The sequence below is a fragment of the Aurantibacter crassamenti genome (assembly GCF_016811105.1).
Lineage (GTDB): Bacteria > Bacteroidota > Bacteroidia > Flavobacteriales > Flavobacteriaceae > Aurantibacter_A > Aurantibacter_A crassamenti.
Window position 1 is genome coordinate 1,040,746 of sequence record NZ_JAFBGM010000002.1, and the last position, 19,068, is coordinate 1,059,813.

General features: G+C 32.4%; 22 protein-coding genes. 15 read left to right on the forward strand and 7 right to left on the reverse strand.

The features are described 5' to 3' along the window. Positions 1 to 15 precede the first annotated feature (15 nt). Positions 16 to 528 (reverse strand): hypothetical protein, encoded by a 513-nt coding sequence (locus JQC67_RS17120; RefSeq protein ID WP_203254132.1) that lies wholly within the window; start codon positions 526 to 528, stop codon positions 16 to 18. Positions 529 to 698: 170 nt separating this feature from the next. After that, a complete protein-coding gene (locus tag JQC67_RS17125) occupies positions 699 to 1,298 on the reverse strand; it encodes a porin family protein (protein ID WP_203254133.1) in 600 nt (199 codons plus the stop codon). A gap of 222 nt (positions 1,299 to 1,520) precedes the next feature. Here JQC67_RS17125 and xerD point away from each other — a divergent pair, with 222 nt between their 5' ends. The 3 genes from xerD (at position 1,521) to JQC67_RS17140 (ending at position 3,991) form a co-directional block, all read left to right on the forward strand. Then, positions 1,521 to 2,423 carry a site-specific tyrosine recombinase XerD gene (gene xerD / locus JQC67_RS17130; protein WP_203254134.1) on the forward strand — a complete coding sequence of 301 codons (903 nt, stop codon included), beginning with the start codon at positions 1,521 to 1,523 and terminating at the stop codon, positions 2,421 to 2,423. Between the two features lie 37 nt (positions 2,424 to 2,460). Next, positions 2,461 to 3,150: a lysoplasmalogenase gene (locus JQC67_RS17135; RefSeq protein ID WP_203254135.1), complete on the forward strand. Its 690-nt coding sequence runs from the start codon at positions 2,461 to 2,463 to the stop codon at positions 3,148 to 3,150. 157 nt (positions 3,151 to 3,307) lie between these two features. Beyond that, a complete protein-coding gene (locus JQC67_RS17140; protein WP_203254136.1) occupies positions 3,308 to 3,991 on the forward strand; it encodes a lysoplasmalogenase in 684 nt (227 codons plus the stop codon). Here the strand turns inward: JQC67_RS17140 and JQC67_RS17145 are convergent. Continuing rightward, positions 3,984 to 5,270 (reverse strand): NAD(P)/FAD-dependent oxidoreductase, encoded by a 1,287-nt coding sequence (locus JQC67_RS17145; protein ID WP_203254137.1) that lies wholly within the window; start codon positions 5,268 to 5,270, stop codon positions 3,984 to 3,986. The two genes, JQC67_RS17140 and JQC67_RS17145, sit on opposite strands and share 8 nt — an antisense overlap. A gap of 238 nt (positions 5,271 to 5,508) precedes the next feature. On the opposite strand from JQC67_RS17145, the gene JQC67_RS17150 reads away from it, so the two are divergent. Continuing rightward, complete coding sequence (locus JQC67_RS17150) at positions 5,509 to 6,003, forward strand: RNA polymerase sigma factor (protein ID WP_203254138.1); 495 nt, start codon at positions 5,509 to 5,511, stop codon at positions 6,001 to 6,003. A gap of 4 nt (positions 6,004 to 6,007) precedes the next feature. Next, a complete protein-coding gene (locus tag JQC67_RS17155) occupies positions 6,008 to 6,661 on the forward strand; it encodes a hypothetical protein (protein ID WP_203254139.1) in 654 nt (217 codons plus the stop codon). Here JQC67_RS17155 and JQC67_RS17160 read toward each other — a convergent pair. Next, on the reverse strand, positions 6,658 to 7,464 hold the full coding sequence (locus tag JQC67_RS17160) for a lysophospholipid acyltransferase family protein (protein WP_203254140.1): 807 nt from the start codon (positions 7,462 to 7,464) through the stop codon (positions 6,658 to 6,660). The two genes, JQC67_RS17155 and JQC67_RS17160, sit on opposite strands and share 4 nt — an antisense overlap. A 43-nt stretch (positions 7,465 to 7,507) precedes the next feature. After that, entirely contained in the window at positions 7,508 to 8,149 is a 642-nt protein-coding gene (locus JQC67_RS17165; RefSeq protein ID WP_203254141.1) for an NUDIX hydrolase, read from the reverse strand. Between JQC67_RS17165 and JQC67_RS17170 the strand changes: the two genes are divergently transcribed. Then, complete coding sequence (locus JQC67_RS17170) at positions 8,148 to 8,858, forward strand: peptidylprolyl isomerase (RefSeq protein ID WP_203254142.1); 711 nt, start codon at positions 8,148 to 8,150, stop codon at positions 8,856 to 8,858. The two genes, JQC67_RS17165 and JQC67_RS17170, sit on opposite strands and share 2 nt — an antisense overlap. A gap of 34 nt (positions 8,859 to 8,892) precedes the next feature. Here the strand turns inward: JQC67_RS17170 and JQC67_RS17175 are convergent, their stop codons facing one another. Together JQC67_RS17175 and JQC67_RS17180 are read right to left on the reverse strand one after the other, a co-directional pair. Next, positions 8,893 to 9,504, reverse strand: coding sequence for a trimeric intracellular cation channel family protein (locus JQC67_RS17175; protein ID WP_203254143.1), 612 nt, complete (start codon positions 9,502 to 9,504; stop codon positions 8,893 to 8,895). Between the two features lie 96 nt (positions 9,505 to 9,600). Further along, the gene (locus tag JQC67_RS17180; RefSeq protein ID WP_203254144.1) at positions 9,601 to 10,326 is read right to left on the reverse strand and encodes an RDD family protein; all 726 of its coding nucleotides are present in this window, start codon (positions 10,324 to 10,326) and stop codon (positions 9,601 to 9,603) included. 79 nt (positions 10,327 to 10,405) lie between these two features. Between JQC67_RS17180 and JQC67_RS17185 the strand changes: the two genes are divergently transcribed. The 9 genes from JQC67_RS17185 to JQC67_RS17225 all read left to right on the forward strand — a co-directional run bounded on the left by JQC67_RS17185 (position 10,406) and on the right by JQC67_RS17225 (position 19,018). Then, positions 10,406 to 11,368 carry a stage II sporulation protein M gene (locus tag JQC67_RS17185; protein WP_203254145.1) on the forward strand — a complete coding sequence of 321 codons (963 nt, stop codon included), beginning with the start codon at positions 10,406 to 10,408 and terminating at the stop codon, positions 11,366 to 11,368. After that, positions 11,355 to 12,311: a hypothetical protein gene (locus JQC67_RS17190; RefSeq protein ID WP_203254146.1), complete on the forward strand. Its 957-nt coding sequence runs from the start codon at positions 11,355 to 11,357 to the stop codon at positions 12,309 to 12,311. The genes JQC67_RS17185 and JQC67_RS17190 overlap by 14 nt, the downstream gene beginning before the upstream one ends. Beyond that, positions 12,308 to 13,054: a DUF4129 domain-containing protein gene (locus JQC67_RS17195; RefSeq protein ID WP_203254147.1), complete on the forward strand. Its 747-nt coding sequence runs from the start codon at positions 12,308 to 12,310 to the stop codon at positions 13,052 to 13,054. Before JQC67_RS17190 ends, JQC67_RS17195 begins: the two co-directional genes overlap by 4 nt. Beyond that, on the forward strand, positions 13,054 to 14,265 hold the full coding sequence (locus JQC67_RS17200) for a DUF4350 domain-containing protein (RefSeq protein ID WP_203254148.1): 1,212 nt from the start codon (positions 13,054 to 13,056) through the stop codon (positions 14,263 to 14,265). Before JQC67_RS17195 ends, JQC67_RS17200 begins: the two co-directional genes overlap by 1 nt. A 2-nt stretch (positions 14,266 to 14,267) precedes the next feature. Continuing rightward, a complete protein-coding gene (locus JQC67_RS17205; protein ID WP_203254149.1) occupies positions 14,268 to 15,305 on the forward strand; it encodes an AAA family ATPase in 1,038 nt (345 codons plus the stop codon). A gap of 44 nt (positions 15,306 to 15,349) precedes the next feature. After that, complete coding sequence (locus JQC67_RS17210; protein WP_203254150.1) at positions 15,350 to 16,684, forward strand: DUF58 domain-containing protein; 1,335 nt, start codon at positions 15,350 to 15,352, stop codon at positions 16,682 to 16,684. Between the two features lie 229 nt (positions 16,685 to 16,913). Beyond that, the gene (locus JQC67_RS17215) at positions 16,914 to 17,345 is read left to right on the forward strand and encodes a response regulator (protein WP_203254151.1); all 432 of its coding nucleotides are present in this window, start codon (positions 16,914 to 16,916) and stop codon (positions 17,343 to 17,345) included. Between the two features lie 365 nt (positions 17,346 to 17,710). Continuing rightward, positions 17,711 to 18,721: a 3-keto-disaccharide hydrolase gene (locus JQC67_RS17220; RefSeq protein ID WP_203254152.1), complete on the forward strand. Its 1,011-nt coding sequence runs from the start codon at positions 17,711 to 17,713 to the stop codon at positions 18,719 to 18,721. Positions 18,722 to 18,724: 3 nt separating this feature from the next. Beyond that, positions 18,725 to 19,018: a putative quinol monooxygenase gene (locus JQC67_RS17225; protein WP_203254153.1), complete on the forward strand. Its 294-nt coding sequence runs from the start codon at positions 18,725 to 18,727 to the stop codon at positions 19,016 to 19,018. Positions 19,019 to 19,068 lie beyond the last annotated feature (50 nt).

Genomic DNA, 19,068 nt, shown 5'->3' on the forward strand with positions numbered 1-19,068 from the left:
TATCTAGAAAATTGTTTAATATGGATTTTTAGGAGGAAAAGTATAAAGCACACCCAAATTTGCAGTGGACCAGTCTTCACCATCTAATACAACATTAGTATATGACAGGTTGACCTCAACTTGCGCTCCGAACAGCAAACCAATTATTGGCTTATAGTAAATTCCACCTTCATTGCCATCATTCATACCAAATGCGTTACCTATTTCGCCACCAAATGAAAATGAATTAGAAGGCCAAATTCGTAAACCTAAAGCTACGGGTACAAATTGCACATTAGGCAAATCTCTAAGCACTACTTCTTCGTGAAAAGTTTCAGGAAAACCATTTATAAAGCCCGTCATTACACCTAAATCAACAACTTCACCCAATGGGTACATATAGCCAACATCTATACCAGCTCCCAAGCTAACAACCTTTTTATTTTCACCCAATGGTAAAGAACCATGAATACCTAATTTGAACCCTTTTTGAGCAGTAATCGTTATTGAAAATAATATAAATGCTATTAATAAAATGTTATTTTTCATGACACCCCTATTTTTTTTTAGTCAAAGATTAGTTTATCAATGATTAAACCTTAACTCAACATTTTACCAAAAATTGTACGCATAAACCTACATTGAATATATTAATAGGAAAAAAAAGGCATAAAAAAAGACTGGTTTAACCAGTCTTTCAATTAAAAATGATGAAAATTTTAGAATATATAGGCCGCCCCAATTTGCAAAATTCCATTTTTCACAGTAGAATCTACAACCGTTTTAGTCATACCTAAACTGAAACGAGCTTGAAAATAAATATTATCATTTAAACGATATCCCCCACCAAAATTCAAGGCTACTTGCAAGGTATTTGTTTTTAATTCTGCACCATTATTCACATAATCACTAGCATTATCATTCAACACAAAACTTAATTGAGGACCAAATTCAGCAGCAATTTCATCTGTAATATGGTATTTTCCCATTAGTGGAACATGCACATAAACCAAATTAAGATCTCCAGGGCCTATGTTTGCACCTTGAATTGACACAAGCAATTCTGGTTGTGCATAAATTTCATCAGTTATAGGAATCTCAACCAATCCCCCCACAAAACCACCTGCTTTTGGCGTTACATCAAAATAATCTTTATTGATAAAAGTAGAAATATTCAGACCTGCTTTTGCTCCAAATCTTATATCACCACTTGACCCGCTATTACTAGAAGTAGTCTTATCTTGAACAAATACTTGGGCATTCATTTGCTGCGCTGCAATAGCAAATGTTACAATCGCTAATAGGAGAGCTTTTTTCATAAAGTAAAATTTAAGGTTGTATTACGTGGCTAAATTCATATCAAAATTACAATAATTTAATTAGTAGTTCTTAAAATTAATTAGATCACAACAATATTTAAAGCGGTATTCTTCTCTTACTAATAACGTTTTCCAATTAGGTAGAGCATTGATAATATTGTATTAATAAACAACCCTTCAAAACAAAATAAGAATAAATGCTTCATTCGCTACCTTTACAAAATGAAATGGATATCTGCATTGCAAGACTATAAACACTATTTAAAAATTGAACGTGGTTTAGCCAGTAATTCAATAAAGAATTACGCTATGGATATAGAAAAATTGATAGGCTATCTTGACGAAAAAAATCTAAATGAATCACCTGATAAAATTTTAAAAGAAACTGTACAACGTTTTATTTATGATGTTGCCAAAAATGTAAATCCGAGATCTCAGGCCCGTATTATTTCTGGATTAAAAAGTTTTTTTAACTATTTAATTTTTGAAGATTATAGAGTTGACAACCCCATGGATTTAATTGAGTCCCCTAAAATCGGACGCAAATTACCATACACACTTTCTGAAGAAGAGATAAACGAACTAATTGAAAATATAGATCTCTCAAAACCAGAAGGGGAAAGAAATAGAGCCATGCTAGAAACACTTTATGGCTGCGGGTTGCGTGTTTCAGAACTTATAAGCTTGCGAATTTCAGATTTATATTTTGATGAAGATTTTATAAAAGTAACAGGCAAAGGAGATAAGCAAAGATTTGTACCTATTAGTACTATCAATAAAAAATATATTACAATCTATTTAGAAGAAGTTCGCGTTCATCAAAACATAAAAAAAGATTTTGAGGATATACTTTTCTTGAATCGCAGAGGTAGACAATTAACACGCGCTATGGTCTTTACCATCATAAAGCAATTAGCAGAAAAAATTGGTTTACAAAAAAGTATCAGTCCACATACCTTTCGACATTCATTTGCAACGCATTTATTACAGAACGGAGCTGATTTACGTGCCATACAGCAAATGCTGGGTCACGAAAGCATTACTACTACAGAAGTTTATATGCATGTTGACCGCACTCATTTAGAAGACGTTTTAAACAATTTTCATCCAAGAAAAAAAGATTAATATATTTGCCGCCCCCCGCAATTTAAATAAAACTTGAATGAAGCATTTAAAACCATTTCTTTGGTGTTATGCATTTATTGTACTATTAGAATTAATTGTAGTTGGTAATCCTGATTTTTGGCCTTTCAGAATAATTTCTAAACCACTTATTGTATTATCAATTATTGTTTTTTTTCTATTCCAAGAGGTAGATAAAAAGACCAGAATAATTGTATTTGGCGCATTGTTATTTTCATTAATTGGCGACTTATTATTAATCTATGATGAAATATATGAGAATTTATTTTATGGCGGGTTATTCGCATTTTTCATGGCCCATATATTGCACACCCTTCAATTTTCACGAAATAGAAACAAAGAATTAGGTATACTGGCACCATTATTCGTTTTATCAGGTTATGCAATCGCAATTTATTTGTATTTGTATGATTCTTTAGGTGACTTTGTAATACCGGTTGGCATATATATCACTGTTCATTTAGTAATGATTCTTTTTGCTTATTTAAGAGATGATTCTATGATTAACAACAGTTACATATATGTTCTTGCAGGCTCTTTTATATTTATGTTTGCAGATAGTATTCTTGCCATCACACGATTTAAAAGTGATATTCAATATTCACGTATTATGGTCATGGGCTTTTATAGTATCGCTCAACTTTTAGTTATAATAGGCATAATAAAGGGCTCAAAAGTACACTTAAAAAAAGGCATAAAAGCGTATTAAAAATACCGTAAAACTAGATTATTCAACTACACTAATTTGCAGTATTTTCATCAGATTAATTTTAGCTAGTACTATAAACAGTTGATTATAAATTGATTCAAAATGAAATAGTTTATAAATTCTACCCTTATATTTGAATGTTTGGCAAAAACCATATATGAAACATTTAAAACCCTTTTTAAGGATTTTTAGTATTATTTTATTGATTGAGTTAATTCTTATCTCAACACCAGACTGGTGGTCATACCGAATATTTACCAAACCTTTAGTTGTTGGCTCGCTTTTAGTTTTTTTTCTAATGCAGCAGGTAAATCAGATGACGAAAAAACTTGTTTCTGCTGCCTTAATTCTATGTATAATTGGTGATATCCTTTTAATATATGCTAGAAATTCTACAGAATTTTTTATTGCTGGAGTCTCAGCATTTATGATAGGTCATATCTTTTATGCTATTCAGTTTTCAAGAATACGAAATAAAAATGTGGGTGTATTAGCACCCTTAGCAGTGTTATTAGGATATGCTATTCCTTTGTTCTATTATTTAAGCAATGCCTTATACAATATGGCAATACCAGTTGGCATTTACGTTGTTGTACTATTAATAATGATATTATTTGCTTATTTACGCGAAGACTCTACTACAAACAATAGTTATATTTATGTGCTTGCAGGTGCACTTTTGTTTATGCTTTCAGACAGTATTTTAGCTATAACCAAGTTTAAAATTGATATTCCATTTTCAAAAATTCTGGTAATGGGAATTTATGGCATAGCCCAATTATTAATGATCATAGGGATTCTAAAAAATTCTGTTAACTCCCCTTCAATCAACTCTAATTAACTTTTTTATTCTTTTTATAAGGTCGAATTATTAATCGAGCTTCACGATCAAACCGTATATAATTGTACACCCAATTAACAAAAACAATAGCTCGGTTTCTGAAACCTATTAGAAAAAACAAGTGTACAAACATCCAAACAAACCAAGCAAATACACCTTGAAATTTAAATGATTTCATATCAACAACGGCTTTGTTTCTGCCAACGGTTGCCATTGACCCTTTGTCAACATACTCAAAAGGCACCAGAGATTCATTCTTAAGCATTCTTAAAAAATTAGCACCCAAACTATTACCTTGTTGAATTGCCGGCTGTGCTACCATTGGATGCCCAAAAGGATTAGACTCTGTCTGCATCATCGCAATATCGCCAATTGCAAAAATATTCTCAAAACCCGCTACCCTATTAAATTCATCTACTTTCAAACGATTACCTCTTGCAACTATATCGTTCGCATTTAACCCGTGTATCATTGCTCCTTGCACACCAGCAGCCCATATCATTGTTTCAGCTTCAAAGGTATCATCTGTATTTGTGCTAACCAAGTGACCATCATAGTCAGTAACACGCATATTTTTGTATACATTAACTCCTAATTTTCTTAGAAATTTCTCGGCTTTTTCAGATGCTTGCGAACTCATGGTTGGCAATAATCTATCACCACCTTGTATTAGGTTTATCTGTGCAATTCTGGTATCTAAATCAGGATAATCTTTAGGTAAAATTCCCTTTTTAATTTCTGCCAATGCACCCGCCAATTCTACACCTGTTGGGCCACCTCCAACAATAATGAAATTCATGAGTGCTTCACGCTGGTTTAAATCATCAGTTAAAAGCGCATCTTCAAAATTTTCTAATATTAAACTACGAAGATTGAGACATTGCGGAATGGTCTTCATCGCCATAGCATTGCTTTCAATATTAGTATTGCCAAAGAAATTAGTTATCGAACCTGTTGCTAATACCAGATAATCATAATCAAGTGGACCAATATCAGTAAAAATTGTATTCTTATCAGCTTGAATTTCTAAAACTTCTGCCAATCGAAAATAATTGTTGGGTGAATCTTGTAATATTTTCCGTAAAGGATAAGCTATAGAATCCGGCTCCAGGCCGCCAGTAGACACTTGATAAAGTAAGGGTTGAAAGGTATGGTAATTATGACGATCAATTAAGACCACTTGCACCTCTTGATTTCGCAGTTTCTTAGCTAAAGCAACACCGCCAAAACCGCCACCGATAATTACTACACGTGGCAAGTCACACTTTGGAATATTCATATTTAGATATTGTAGTACAAAAATACGTTATACACTTCGTTTGAAATCTAAAAATCATTGTTTTTACTATCTTTAAAAACCTAATTTCTTCAAATGAATTAAGACTATAACAACTAAGAATAACTTGATTAGAATGAAAATTGATAATCGTATATAGATTATTTTAACAACTATTAAATTCTTTTGTAACAAAATGAAACTTTCTTCTACTAACTAGCAACAACCGACCAACTCATTCGTGAATAAAGAACTGGAACATCAATTTGTGACAGACCTTGAGACCAATCAAAATATTGTTCATAAGGTGTGCACTTTGTATACCAATGACCGAGATTCACACAACGATCTTTTTCAAGAAATAACAATTCAACTCTGGAAAGCATATCCAAAATTTAGAGGGGAATCAAAATTTAGTACTTGGATGTATCGGGTAGCACTAAATACGGCAATCACTTTATATCGAAAATCGAAACGCAGTATAAAGACGCAAGATTATGAATCGGTAATTTTCAAGATAAAAGCTAACGAGTATGATGCAACTGAAGAAGAACAATTGAAGTTGATGTACAAAGCAGTAAAACAATTAGGTGATATAGATAAAGCTTTAGTTTTTTTATATCTAGAGGATAAAAATTACAGTGAAATAAGTGAAACATTAGGTATAACAGAAGTTAATGCACGAGTAAAGATGAACCGAATCAAGAATAAACTTAGAACCATATTAAATCCATAATAGCATGTCGGACGAATTGGAACTACTTAAAAAAGACTGGCAGAAAAAGGAAGTTAACCTTCCTAAATTGTCATATGGTGAAATTCATACTATGCTGTGGAAAAAATCGTCTTCCATTGTTAAATGGATAATGATTATTAGCATTATAGAATTTTTACTCCCCCATTTATTATATTTTCTTCCTCAGGCACGTAACCAAATGGCTATATATGACAGTGTTGGATTAAGGTTTTGGATTATTGGCTTAACCATAATACAATATGCTGTTGTAGCCTATTTTATTTTTGAATTCTACAAGCGCTACAAAGAAATTTCAGTGCTTGATAGTGCTAAAAACTTAATGGATAAAATCATAAAAACTAGAAAGACAGTAAAATCCTATGTAATATTCTCCCTTTCATTAATATTCATTACCATGGCCTCTTTTGCTTTTGGCATTCACCTCACCTCAGATTTAACACCTCTTACAGAGGCATTTGAGTATGAGGAATTTAAAAAAATGGAGCCAGAAAAATTAAAAAAATTATTAATAGGAGTGTATTTAGCAATGGCAATTATAATGCCTTTAATTATTGGAGCAATCTATTTTCTACTTTACGGCCTATTACTTAGAAAACTTAAAAAGAACCACAAAGAATTAAAAAGACTTGAAATCTAGTGCTTACTAAAACGTCTTTTTTGATGTAACTCTTCGTACGCAGCAATTTCTTCTTTTGGTATTACTTTTAAAAAAGATGGGTGTTGCTCTATTGCGTATTCTAATTTTTCAATAATTTCAGCACTACTCTCATTTTCGTAGTCAATATCTAAAGGTTCTTTAATAACCAGAGATTGAAGAATACCTTTTTTCTTTATACGCAGTCCTTTTTTATCAAAAGATCTACGAAAGCCATCTATTACAACAGGTACGACCACAGGTTTGTATTTTTTAATAATGTGCGCAGTACCTTTTCGTAAAGGTTTCCAAGGTGTAGTTGTGCCTTGCGGAAAGGTAATTACCCAACCATCTTCTAAGGCCATACCTATTTTAGAAATATCAGTCATTTTTACTTGACGCTTAACATCTTGGCCGTGAGATCGCCAAGTTCGCTCAACACTAATAGCCCCAGCATACGCTAATGCTTTGGTAAACAAACTTTTTCTCATAGTCTCAGCTGCCGCAATATAATAGACATTAAGCTTTGGCTGCATGATATAAGAAATGCGTTTAATATTATCATCTCGCCCTTTTAGACTAGCATTAAACACATGAAACATTGCTACCACATCGGCAAAATATGTTTGATGATTACTAACAAAAAGCACATTACGCTCAGGTAGGTTTCTGATTATTTCAGACCCTTCAATCTCTAAAGTATTAAATCTTTTATAGCGATGGTGCGTTATTAACCCTAGTAATCGGATTAAAAACTTCTTTACAAAAAGAATATGGCCAAAAGGATTTTCCTTGAATATGCTCATGAGGGCGTTTTATTAGAACCGTCGAATTTACAAAATAAGAAGCTCACAATACTTGTTTTATCAGGTCTTTGACTTCGCTTAGCATCATTGCTGTTGCTCCCCACACAGTGTAACCATTTAATTTAAAGGCAGGTACATCAACATCTACGGCATAAGATGTTGTTATTTTTTTTGCGAATATTTTTTTATCATCCAATAAATCGAGCATTGAAACCTCTACAATATTTTCAACTTCTTCTTCTTGTAATATAAAAGATATTTCGCCAGTAGCCAAACCAATAAATGGTGACACCATAAAATTACTTGGTGGTATATAAACTTGCGTCAATTCTTTTAAAACATCAATACTAGCAACTGGTACGCCAACTTCTTCTTCGGTTTCTCGAAGGGCTGTATTCATGATATCAGTGTCTGATTTCTCAGCTTTACCTCCAGGAAAAGCTATTTGATTTGAATGAATACCCTCATAGGTTTTTCTCAAAATCAACAAGAAATTTGTATTGTTTTGTGCATCTGGGTAAAAAAGGGCCATCACGCCCGCTTTTTTCGGAATCTTTTTCAATTCCGTATTCTTTTTCATTAACTCTTGTCTAAAGGCTGGCACCATTTTATAATGAGCTTCAACCCCCGGTAATGGAAGATTTTTTATTTTTGATACTTGTTTTGAAAACAAATTAAAGTCCATGAGCTTAAAACAAATTGCATTATCCACAATAATAACACTATTTTTTTTAGTTGGATGTAAAGACCAACCCGCGAATAAAAAATCAACTACAGAACCTAGTAGTACTGAAAAGAAGGCGATTCAAAAAGATTCTGTAATTACAGAAATTGAAGAAGAGTTTATATTAACAGAAGAAAATTCAATTGAGTTTTTTTTCGAATATCAGAAGAACTTAAAAGCTAATAAAGTAAAAATCACTACTAGCTTAGGAAGTTTTATTGTACAATTATTTGATAATGTACCATATCATAAAGCCAATTTTATTTATCTAACTAAAAAAGGATATTTTAATAACACACAGTTTCATAGAATTGTAAAGAACTTTATAATTCAAGGTGGCAATGCAGATGATGAAGCCACACCTAAAAAACGAAGAGAAATTGGCCGTTACCTATTACCACCTGACACAAAAAAAGGACATAAACATCACCGTGGCACATTATCAATGCCAAGTAGTGAAAATGACAATCCACATAAATTAGCTTCACCCTATGAATTTTTTATTGTTGTAACAAAACCAGGCTCATATCATTTAGACGGAAATTACACCCCATTCGGAAAAGTAATTTCAGGTATGGATGTAGTAGATAAAATTAACGCCGTAGAAACTGGCAAAGGTGATTGGCCTTCAGTAAACGTGTACATAGAAAAGGCAGAAGTAATTGATTAACTGATCTTTGATTACAAAACATTAAAGATCAACTTTAAGCTTTACTACGATAAATATTGGGCAATGCTATTTTAAATAGTACCGCCAAAATTCGAATGACAATCACAATTATAATCGCTGCGATATATGCATACGTATTTTCTATAGGTAACTTACGAAGTAGAAAATAAGACACACCCCCAAAAATGCATGCAGTAGCATAAATTTCTTTTCTAAATATTACAGGAATTTCATTACACAGAATATCGCGTATCACACCTCCAAAACTTGCGGTCATGGTGCCTAATGCTATGCACACAAGCGGATTCAATCCCACACCAAGTCCTTTTTCAATACCCACCATAGTATATAGACCAATACCAATAGTATCAAACAAGAAAAGTGATTTTCTGAAGTACTTCAGATAATTTCTGAAGAGAATAGCAAATGCCACCGTACCCGTAATGACAAAAACATAGGTTGAATTTTGCATCCAACCAACGGGAGTACTACCAATTAACATATCCCGAAGGGTACCACCACCAACTGCTGTTACAAAAGCTATTATAAAAACTCCAAATAAATCGAGTTTTTTATCCATAGCCACCAATACCCCAGAAATAGCGAAGGCGATAGTACCTAAAATGTCAATTGTAAAGTAAAACATTAGTGAAAATAGTTATTTGAGAATAAATGCAAATTTCAGATAAACGTATCAATTAATGATCAAACTATCTATTAATCTTCAAACCTGAAATTGAACTTAAAGCTGCTGCGTGTAAAAACTATAATCTTTCAAAACAGTATCTAAATACTGAACATCATAAAGTTCTGAATTTGTAGCTAGTATACTCTCTACCTTATCTCTTAAAACTTTCATTGTTTTATGATCTGTACTCTGTTTTGCTATTCTATAAGTATCTTTTATCAAACGCACATCTTTATCACTCAATATGGTGACATTAGTAAAAGTAGGTTGATATGCCTCTTCAACATCCTCTAATATTGTATGTGAAACCTTAGTTCTATTCTTTGTACTTATGACTACTGTACCAGCAGCAGAATCACCAAGTCGTTGTCTTCTATCAGAAAAAAGAATGGTTAGCACACCAATACTTCCAAAAAATATCCAAATATCAACGAGGCGTAGCATCCATCGAACCAAATAATTAGACCAATGAACTGGTGAACCATCATAACGAACAACGCGCATTTTCATGAGCATTTTACCGACAGTTCTCCCATTAAATAAGCTGTGCATTATTAAACTGTAAAATAGAGCAGGTAAGAGAATTAAACTTTGAAGTCCGAACTGTGTCCATGCATCTTCAAAAACATAACCCAGAGCCGTTCCTATAAGGCTTACCAGGGTAAAATATAGATATAGAATAAATCCATCAATTAAAAAAGCAAGAATTCGCTCTCCAATACTAACAATGGTATAATCTAAGTTAACATTTTGCGTTGTATTTATTTGAAGGTTAATCATAGAACCACTAATTTTAAAATATAGAGTGTAAGATTGTATTATTTGATTCAATCAAAACTCTAACAAACGAACTAAAATAATGCGTGAAGCTGCTTTTGTAAAGCAAAATAAGGAAAAATGGATGGCATTTGAAAAAGCCCTCACCCTTAGTTCACAACTAGATCCAGATGAACTTGCCAATGGTTATATTCATTTAACTAACGATCTTGCCTACGCACAAACTTATTACGCAGAAAGTAAGACTTTATTGTATCTAAACTCATTAGCCTCTCAGGCACATCAAAAAATTTACAAGAATAAAAAGGAAAGTAAAAACAGAATTATCACCTTCTGGACGACTGAATTTCCGTTATTTTTCAAACAATACCATCAAACTTTAGGCTTTGCATTCTTAATTTTTGCCATTGCAAGTGCTATTGGTAGTCTCTCTGCTATAAAAGACGATACTTTTGTTCGACTAATTTTAGGCGATGGTTATGTCAATCAAACGCTGAATAATATAGCTGAGGGCGACCCTACTGCCATTTATAAAAGTGGTAGTGAAATTGGTACTTTTTTAGGTATAACAATTAACAATATAAGAGTCGCCTTTTTGGCTTTTGCCTTTGGTGTTATGACCAGTATCGGTACAATTTACATACTATTTAGCAACGGTGTAATGCTAGGCGCATTTATAACTTTTTTCTACACCAAAGGGGTGTTCTTTGAAGCAAACAAGCAAATTTGGCTGCACGGTACTATTGAAATATCTGTAATTATTATTGCTGGATGTGCTGGTTTAATAATGGGAAACAGTATTCTTTTTCCGAAGACTTTTTCACGTCGTGTTTCTTTTATGAAAGGTGCCAAAGACGGACTCAAAGTTGTAATCAGTACTATACCATTTTTCATCATTGCAGGTTTTATAGAAGGTTTTATTACCCGATATTCAAACATGCCCAATTGGCTCGCATTTCTAATTATTGGCAGCTCATTGATACTAATCGTGTATTACTATATCATTTACCCAATTTTATTGAACAAAAGACATGCAAGACCATAACACAAGTGAATATATTGAACTTAAAATAAGCAGAGACTTAGGCGTCATTATTTCTGATTATTTTACTTTCTTAAAACAAAACTTAAAGAAATTCACAAACATTTTTCTAAACTATAACGGCCTTTTTTTAATTGGTCTGTTGGTTGTTAGCTATTTTTTGGTCTCCGGTTTTATTGGCTTAATTACAGAAAGTAGTAATTCTCAATATTTTGGCGCTGGTGCAGCCGATGCTGAAGAAACATATATAATATATCTGGCAATAGGCGGCATACTTTTCTTTTTAATTTTCATTGCAGTAGCCATAATGAATTATAGCCTCGCCGGATCATATATGTTGAAGTATGAAGAAAATAAAGGCACTAATTTTGAAAAGGAAGATGTATGGAATTTCTTTAAAAAGCGTTTTGGCAAAATATTTTTATTTTCAATATTAATGATGATAATGTTCGTTGCTGTCTACGTTTTTGGCGTTGTTTTAATGTTTATTCCGTTATTAGGTTTTATTGCGTATTACATAATAATGTTTGGTGCTTTGGCCTGGTTTGGAGTTTCCTTTTTTTCTTTACTGCATGATGACAATGAAGTAATGGATGCTTTTGGTGAAGGTTGGAAATTAGTTCGCTCTAAATTCTGGAAGTCGATAGGTGTCAATTTTATTTTAGGGTTACTGAACGGCTTACTGTCAATGGTAGCTTTAATAATACCTGGTGTAATCATTGGTCTTTATACCTTTCATGTAGTATCAAATGAAGTCAACGTTGCAGAATCAGTCGTTGCAACAATTGTTTATACTATTGGTTTCGCTCTTTATCTAATTATTCTGGTATACGGCCAATGCCTATCACAGTTTGTAAATGGTTTTCTTTTCTATTCTTTACACGAAGAAACCTACAACACAAATACGCGGTCAAAAATTGAACAAATCGGAAATATAGAAGAGTGATTAAAAACCTCATCATCATACACTTTTTAATAAGCTCTTTCTTTGGATATACCCAACAGGATAAGGATAGCATTGCTATACCTGTGGATAAAAATCAGGCAGTTACCGCACGTGGTTTTGAAAGCAACTTACAGGATAAATACATTGGTAGTGAATTTGATTACACCTCACAAGAAGGCAAAGCACAAAACCTTATCGCACGTTTTCTGCAATGGCTATTTAATTGGATTGATGAATCATTCGGAATTAATATTCCGCCATACGCATTAGAGATTGTAGAATATATCATCTACATTTTGATGGGATGTCTTGTCATTTATCTTCTAGTTCGTTTTCTATTAGGTGAAAACTTCTCATCATTATTCACAAAAAAAGCTACATCAATAATTGATATTAATCTCTCTGAAGATCATATAGAAAATGTTGATTTAGATACTTTAATTAAAACTGCAATCGACAATAAAGACTATAGATTAGCTGTTCGGTATCAATATTTGAGAATATTAAAATCACTTTCAGAAAAAGATATAATAGATTGGCATTATGAAAAAACCAATTCTGATTATCAAAATGAAATTGAATCACAAAACTCTAGCAAAGAAGGAGTTCAATTAAAAACAGGTTTTAAAAAGGTTTCATATCTCTATGATTACATCTGGTATGGCGAACAAGAAATTGATGCCAATAAATATGAGACTATAGAAACACGTTTTAGTTCATTAAAGAAATTGATACATACTTAATGGATAAACGATCTAAAATAATCATTGGGCTTTTTGCTGCCGTTCTAGTCGCTATTATTGTGTCTGAAATTGTGCGTCCAAAACCATTAAACTGGAAACCCTCTTACACAGCTACCGATAAAATTCCTTTTGGTTGTTATGTTCTTTTTAATGAATTGGGTACACTTTTTCCTAACAATGACATAATTAATGTAAATGAAAGTCTTTATAATCTTCTTTCAGATCGAGATTCAACAGTAGCTTCAAATTACATGCTTATTAATAATGGCATAGATTTAGATGAACAAGAAAGTAATGAATTACTTGATTATGTTGCAGATGGTAATACTGTTTTTATAGCATCAAGTTGGTTTGGCCAAAAGCTTTCAGACACCCTAAACTTAAGCACATCGTATGCCTATACAATAAGCGAAGACTCTATTTATTCAGAGCTAAGTAACCCAGCATTTAAGACTAACAAATTCACTTATAAAAGGGCAATTCGTAATCAACATTTCACATCTGTTGACTCATTAAATACCACTATTCTAGGCACTCTTACTTTTACTGAAGGTGAAGAGTTCTTAGAAAAAGGTAAAGAAATACGTACCAAACCAAATTTTATAAAAGTTGCCTTTGGTAACGGAAATTTCTATTTGAATTCAACTCCTGAAGCATTTAGCAATTATTACATGCTCAATAATAATCAAGAATATGTGGCCAATGCATTTTCATACCTAGATAATGAACAAATATTATATTGGGACAATTATAAAAAATCTGGTCGGGTATATATTGAATCGCCAATGCGTTTCGTATTAAATCAGCCTGCATTAAAGTGGGCCTATTACATTGCCATAACAGCATTGCTCATTTTTGTATTCTTTAAGGCAAAAAGAGAGCAACGTATAATTCCGGTAATTGAACCATTAGAAAACTCATCAATAGAATTTGCTAAAACAATTGGAACTTTATACCATCAACATAAAGATTTTAGTGACCTAATCGCAAAAAAATTAAATTATTTTCTAGAATACATTCGAAGTACGTTTTATATCAACACAAGTACAATTACAAAAAATACTGCAGAAGAATTAGCAGCGAAATCTGGAAAATCAGTAACAGAAACAAAAGAACTCATTGACTTCATTGTGTATTTAAAAGGACAGAATGAACACACTGAGCAAAATTTAATTGACCTAAATAAAAAAATATCATCCTTTAAAAAATAATTATGCAAGAGCAACAAGAAGGACAAGAACAAGAATCACAAAACCATTCTCAACCATTAGAAAATGATAGTTTAGAATTTAGCAATCGAATTGATTTAACAAAATTGAGACAGTCAGTTGAGCAAATTAAAGCTGAATTAGGTAAGGTTATAATTGGTCAAAAAGAAATGATTGAATTATTAATTATTTCAATTTTAGCTGACGGTCATACACTAATTGAAGGTGTGCCTGGTGTAGCTAAAACGGTCACTGCAAAATTACTAGCAAAAACTATGAACGTTGACTTTAGTCGTATTCAATTTACACCTGACTTAATGCCGAGTGATATATTGGGCACTTCTATTTTCAATGTAAAAACCTCAGAATTTGAGTTTAAAAAAGGTCCAATTTTTTCTAATATCATTTTAATAGATGAAATAAATCGTGCACCTGCAAAAACCCAAGCTGCACTTTTTGAGGCCATGGCTGAACGTCAAATTACCATTGATGGAAAAGAATTTGATATGCAACCGCCATTTTTGGTTTTTGCCACTCAAAATCCGATTGAACAAGAAGGAACCTATAGATTACCAGAAGCACAATTAGACCGTTTCTTATTTAAAATTAATGTTGGCTACCCCAATCTTGAAGATGAAGTTAAAATATTAGAAAGCAAACACCATCAAAAAAACAAAAATGTTGAAACTCTGATTACCTCAGTGCTTACAGCCGCACAAATTGCTGAATATCAGAATACGATAAAAGAAGTGATTATTGAAGACAATCTAATTCAATATATCGCCGCAATAGTTAATAATACGCGAACAAATGCGAATCTGTACTTAGGGGCGTCACCAAGAGCTTCTATTGCTATAATGGATGCCTCAAAGGCCTTGGCAGCAATAAGCGGTCGAGATTTTGTTACTCCAGATGATATTAAAAAAGTAGCTGGGCCAGTAATGGGGCATCGAATAATTTTAACCCCAGAACGCGAAATGGAAGGTTTTACCGCAGCCAAAGTAGTACAACAAATTATTGAAAGTATTGAAGTGCCTAGGTAATTAGTAAAAGTTAACAGACTCAAATTATACTTCGTGTAAAAATTATGAAGAAACTCTTTAAAAATATAAACTTAGAAAAAAGATTTTTTGCCATTCTAGTGGTGATAATCATTGGTTTCTTGGTTTCCTATATTTTTGACGATGTCCTTGGCGTATTTAAATTACTTTTCTATTTATTTCTTTTGGCAATTATTGTAGATGGTATTTTACTTTTTGGTTCAAAAGGTAAAATTTCTGGCGAGCGTATTTTACCTGATAAATTATCAAACGGAGATCAAAATCCGATTAAAATCAGCATCACAAATTCCTATTTATTTAATGTCAAGACCAAAATAATTGATGAAATTCCATTTCAATTTCAAAAACGTGATTTTGGACTTAGCACCATTATTACAAAGGGAGATAGTAAAACGTTTAATTACGAATTAAGGCCCACTGAAAGAGGTGTATATTCCTTCGGGAGTCTAAATGTCTTTACAGCTTCACCATTAGGATTACTTTCGCGTCGATTTAATTTTAACAGAGCACAAGAAGTACCTGTTTATCCGTCATTTTTACAATTGCGTAAATATGATTTAATGGCTTTTACCAACCGTTTATTCGAATACGGACTCAAGAAAATACGTAGAATTGGTCATACTATGGAGTTTGAACAGATTAAAGACTACGTGATGGGCGATGATATTAGAAATATCAATTGGAAAGCTACTGCGAAAAAAAATCAACTGATGGTAAATCAGTTTCAAGATGAAAAATCGCAACCGGTATACTCTGTAATTGATAAAGGCCGCGTTATGAAAATGCCTTTTGATGGATTGAGTTTATTAGATTATGCCATCAATGCAACATTGGTTATTTCAAATATTGCCCTTAAAAAACAAGATAAGGCAGGTATGTTTTCTTTTAGTAAAACAATTGAAAATCGTGTGGTTGCTGAACGTCGTAGTTCTCAAATGAACTTAATTTTAGAAACACTGTACAATTTTAAAACTGATTTTGTTGAAAGTGATTTTAGTAGATTGTATATTGATGTTAAACGCAATTTAAACCATCGCAGCCTACTTTTATTGTATACTAATTTTGAAACTTTAGATGCTTTGCATCGACAACTCCCCTATTTACAAGCAATTTCTAAACAACATTTATTAGTTGTCATCTTCTTTGAAAATACGGAACTCACTGAGTTTGCAAAGCAAAAATCGAGTACCACACATCAAATATTTGAACAAACAATTGCTGAAAAATTTATCTACGAAAAGAAATTGATTGTAAACGAATTACGTAAATATGGTATTCAAACCATTCTTACAAAACCAGAGAATCTTACAATAAACACAATCAATAAGTACCTTGAAATTAAGGCTAGAGGGTTATTTTAAGTATAAAATCATTATCTCAGATTAATTATTTTGACAAATACACCAAATATAAAAATCTAATATTCAGAGTTTTACAAATATATTTATGTCAAATTAAATTTTTTATCAGAATTTTCTGATTGATTGTAGGAATTTATCATAATAATTATTACTATAGTTCGTTTATTTACTATTACTGAATTAAATATTTTGATGAAAGGGGGGCGTTTTCATTATAAAAATATACTATATGAGACCAATGTTAAAGACTGTTTTGCTTGTAGATGATGATGAGGCTACTAATTTCATTCACAATATGGTCATTAAACAAATGAACTGTACTGAGAATATTGTTATTAAAGAAAATGGTATAGAAGCTTTAGAATATTTAACCACATCATTAGAAGGTAAATTTCCACAACCCGATCTTATTTTTTTAGATATAAACATGCCAGCAATGGATGGTTGGGAATTCTTAGAAGAATACAAAAAACTTGATAAAAATCAGTTAGCACAAACTGTCATAGTTATGCTTACCACCTCATTAAACCCTGATGATAAAGATAAAGCAGGTCAAGTTAATGGAATCTCAGGCTTTATGTCAAAACCACTAACTTCTGAACTAGTAGAAAAGGTTTTAGTACAACATTTTGCCGAACAAAATAGATTAAAAAGTATTTAGTCATCTTCTGGTCATTTAATAATGAGCTTCTTTTAAAGATACATTTTATAAAAAAATCCCCACAACTATTCTGGGGATTATTTTTTTCAAAAAACCTACCGTTCTGTACTTTCCGATTTTTAAACTAAAAAATCAACATTACTACCAAGCTTTCATTAAATATGTTGATTTAAAAAAGTCATAATTAACTACTATTTATACTTAAAACAATTTAGTAGTTCAATGCTACAAGCCTTGTTTATGTTTATTTAGTTTGTACATCAACCTTGCAAATTCAATACTATTCTCAAATTATTCCCTAAATTGAAATCTTAATTAAGATTAGAAATTTAGAACATAAACTACTGATGAAAAACTACATTAAAATGAAAAAATTATTTCTTTCACTTGCATTTATACTTTGCTTTATACCCGCAACCTATTCAAATTCAACTATTACCCCTACCAATGCAACTACTTTTGATGGTATGTGGGGTATTGATATTGAAGGTGGTGGCGTTGCTTGGCTAAATGTGCATCAAGAACAAGGATTCTTAGACGCAGAACTAATGTGGATAGGTGGTAGTGTAGTACCAGTTTCAAGTGTTTACGTTGTAGATGAGAATACTTTGGTAGTTACTAGAACTGAAGCCGTTAAAAAAAGTGACCAACGCACGCATATAATGACCTACACCATGCGTATTAACAAAATTGGCGAAACAATTGAAGGAGTAATGACAGCCCCTGACTGGTTAGCTTCCGGCGAAAAAATCATACCGTTTAAAGGTAAAAGAATGCCTGAAATGCCAAGTACGCCCGATTTATCGAAAATCAAGTTCGGAAAAGAAATCAAATTATTTAACGGGAAGAACATGAAAGGGTGGACACTTATGAATCCTGAAAGTAAAGCTCTTGGTTTTAAAGTAGTTGATGGCTTATTAACAAACAACCCAGAACAACCAAAAGATGGCAAACACATTTCATACGGTAACATCAGAACGGATCAAGAGTTCGAAGATTTCAATTTAAAACTTGATGTTAACGTACCTAAAGGTGACAATAGTGGAGTCTATTTACGTGGTCTATATGAAATTCAGGTAGCTGACACGTATGGTAACGAATTAGATTCACATAATATGGGTGCATTATATAGCAGAATTACTCCAAGTGAAGCCGCTGAAAAACCAGCAGGTGAATGGCAAACCTTAAATATTACTTTAGTTGACCGACATGTAACAGTAATTTTCAATGGTAAAAAAATAATTGATAATAAACCTGTGTATGGCCCAACAGGTGGGGCTATTAGTTCAGATGTTTTAGCACCCGGACCCATATATTTACAAGGTGACCATGGTAAAGTTTCGTATAAGAATATTGTATTAACTCCTATTTTATAACAGATGAATCAACAACTAACAATTACGGCAAGCATAACTGCCAACCCCGGAAAACGAGAAGAAGTAAAACAAGCACTTTTAAAATTAATACCTCCTACCCTTGCAGAAGAAGGTTGTTTAAATTATGATCTTCATGAAGATTTAGAGAACCCAGACCGCTTTTTCTTTTACGAGAATTGGGAAACACGTCAACATTGGTTAAACCATAATGACAGTGCGCATATTGCAGCACATAGAAAAGCCACTGAAGGTGCGGTCGCTGAAGTTATTATCGGCCAACTCACTCCTGTTAATTGATTATTTTTTTCAACCCCTGACATCATCTGACATTCACCCCGCTAAATTTG

Coding starts and splice junctions, on each gene's coding strand:
- JQC67_RS17120 (WP_203254132.1), bottom strand. CDS start 528: ATGAAAAATAACATTTTATTAATAGCATTTATATTATTTTCAATAACG.
- JQC67_RS17125 (WP_203254133.1), bottom strand. CDS start 1,298: ATGAAAAAAGCTCTCCTATTAGCGATTGTAACATTTGCTATTGCAGCG.
- xerD (WP_203254134.1), top strand. CDS start 1,521: ATGAAATGGATATCTGCATTGCAAGACTATAAACACTATTTAAAAATT.
- JQC67_RS17135 (WP_203254135.1), top strand. CDS start 2,461: ATGAAGCATTTAAAACCATTTCTTTGGTGTTATGCATTTATTGTACTA.
- JQC67_RS17140 (WP_203254136.1), top strand. CDS start 3,308: ATGAAACATTTAAAACCCTTTTTAAGGATTTTTAGTATTATTTTATTG.
- JQC67_RS17145 (WP_203254137.1), bottom strand. CDS start 5,270: ATGAATATTCCAAAGTGTGACTTGCCACGTGTAGTAATTATCGGTGGC.
- JQC67_RS17155 (WP_203254139.1), top strand. CDS start 6,008: ATGTCGGACGAATTGGAACTACTTAAAAAAGACTGGCAGAAAAAGGAA.
- JQC67_RS17160 (WP_203254140.1), bottom strand. CDS start 7,464: ATGAGCATATTCAAGGAAAATCCTTTTGGCCATATTCTTTTTGTAAAG.
- JQC67_RS17170 (WP_203254142.1), top strand. CDS start 8,148: ATGAGCTTAAAACAAATTGCATTATCCACAATAATAACACTATTTTTT.
- JQC67_RS17165 (WP_203254141.1), bottom strand. CDS start 8,149: ATGGACTTTAATTTGTTTTCAAAACAAGTATCAAAAATAAAAAATCTT.
- JQC67_RS17175 (WP_203254143.1), bottom strand. CDS start 9,504: ATGTTTTACTTTACAATTGACATTTTAGGTACTATCGCCTTCGCTATT.
- JQC67_RS17180 (WP_203254144.1), bottom strand. CDS start 10,326: ATGATTAACCTTCAAATAAATACAACGCAAAATGTTAACTTAGATTAT.
- JQC67_RS17185 (WP_203254145.1), top strand. CDS start 10,406: ATGCGTGAAGCTGCTTTTGTAAAGCAAAATAAGGAAAAATGGATGGCA.
- JQC67_RS17190 (WP_203254146.1), top strand. CDS start 11,355: ATGCAAGACCATAACACAAGTGAATATATTGAACTTAAAATAAGCAGA.
- JQC67_RS17200 (WP_203254148.1), top strand. CDS start 13,054: ATGGATAAACGATCTAAAATAATCATTGGGCTTTTTGCTGCCGTTCTA.
- JQC67_RS17205 (WP_203254149.1), top strand. CDS start 14,268: ATGCAAGAGCAACAAGAAGGACAAGAACAAGAATCACAAAACCATTCT.
- JQC67_RS17210 (WP_203254150.1), top strand. CDS start 15,350: ATGAAGAAACTCTTTAAAAATATAAACTTAGAAAAAAGATTTTTTGCC.
- JQC67_RS17215 (WP_203254151.1), top strand. CDS start 16,914: ATGAGACCAATGTTAAAGACTGTTTTGCTTGTAGATGATGATGAGGCT.
- JQC67_RS17220 (WP_203254152.1), top strand. CDS start 17,711: ATGAAAAAATTATTTCTTTCACTTGCATTTATACTTTGCTTTATACCC.
- JQC67_RS17225 (WP_203254153.1), top strand. CDS start 18,725: ATGAATCAACAACTAACAATTACGGCAAGCATAACTGCCAACCCCGGA.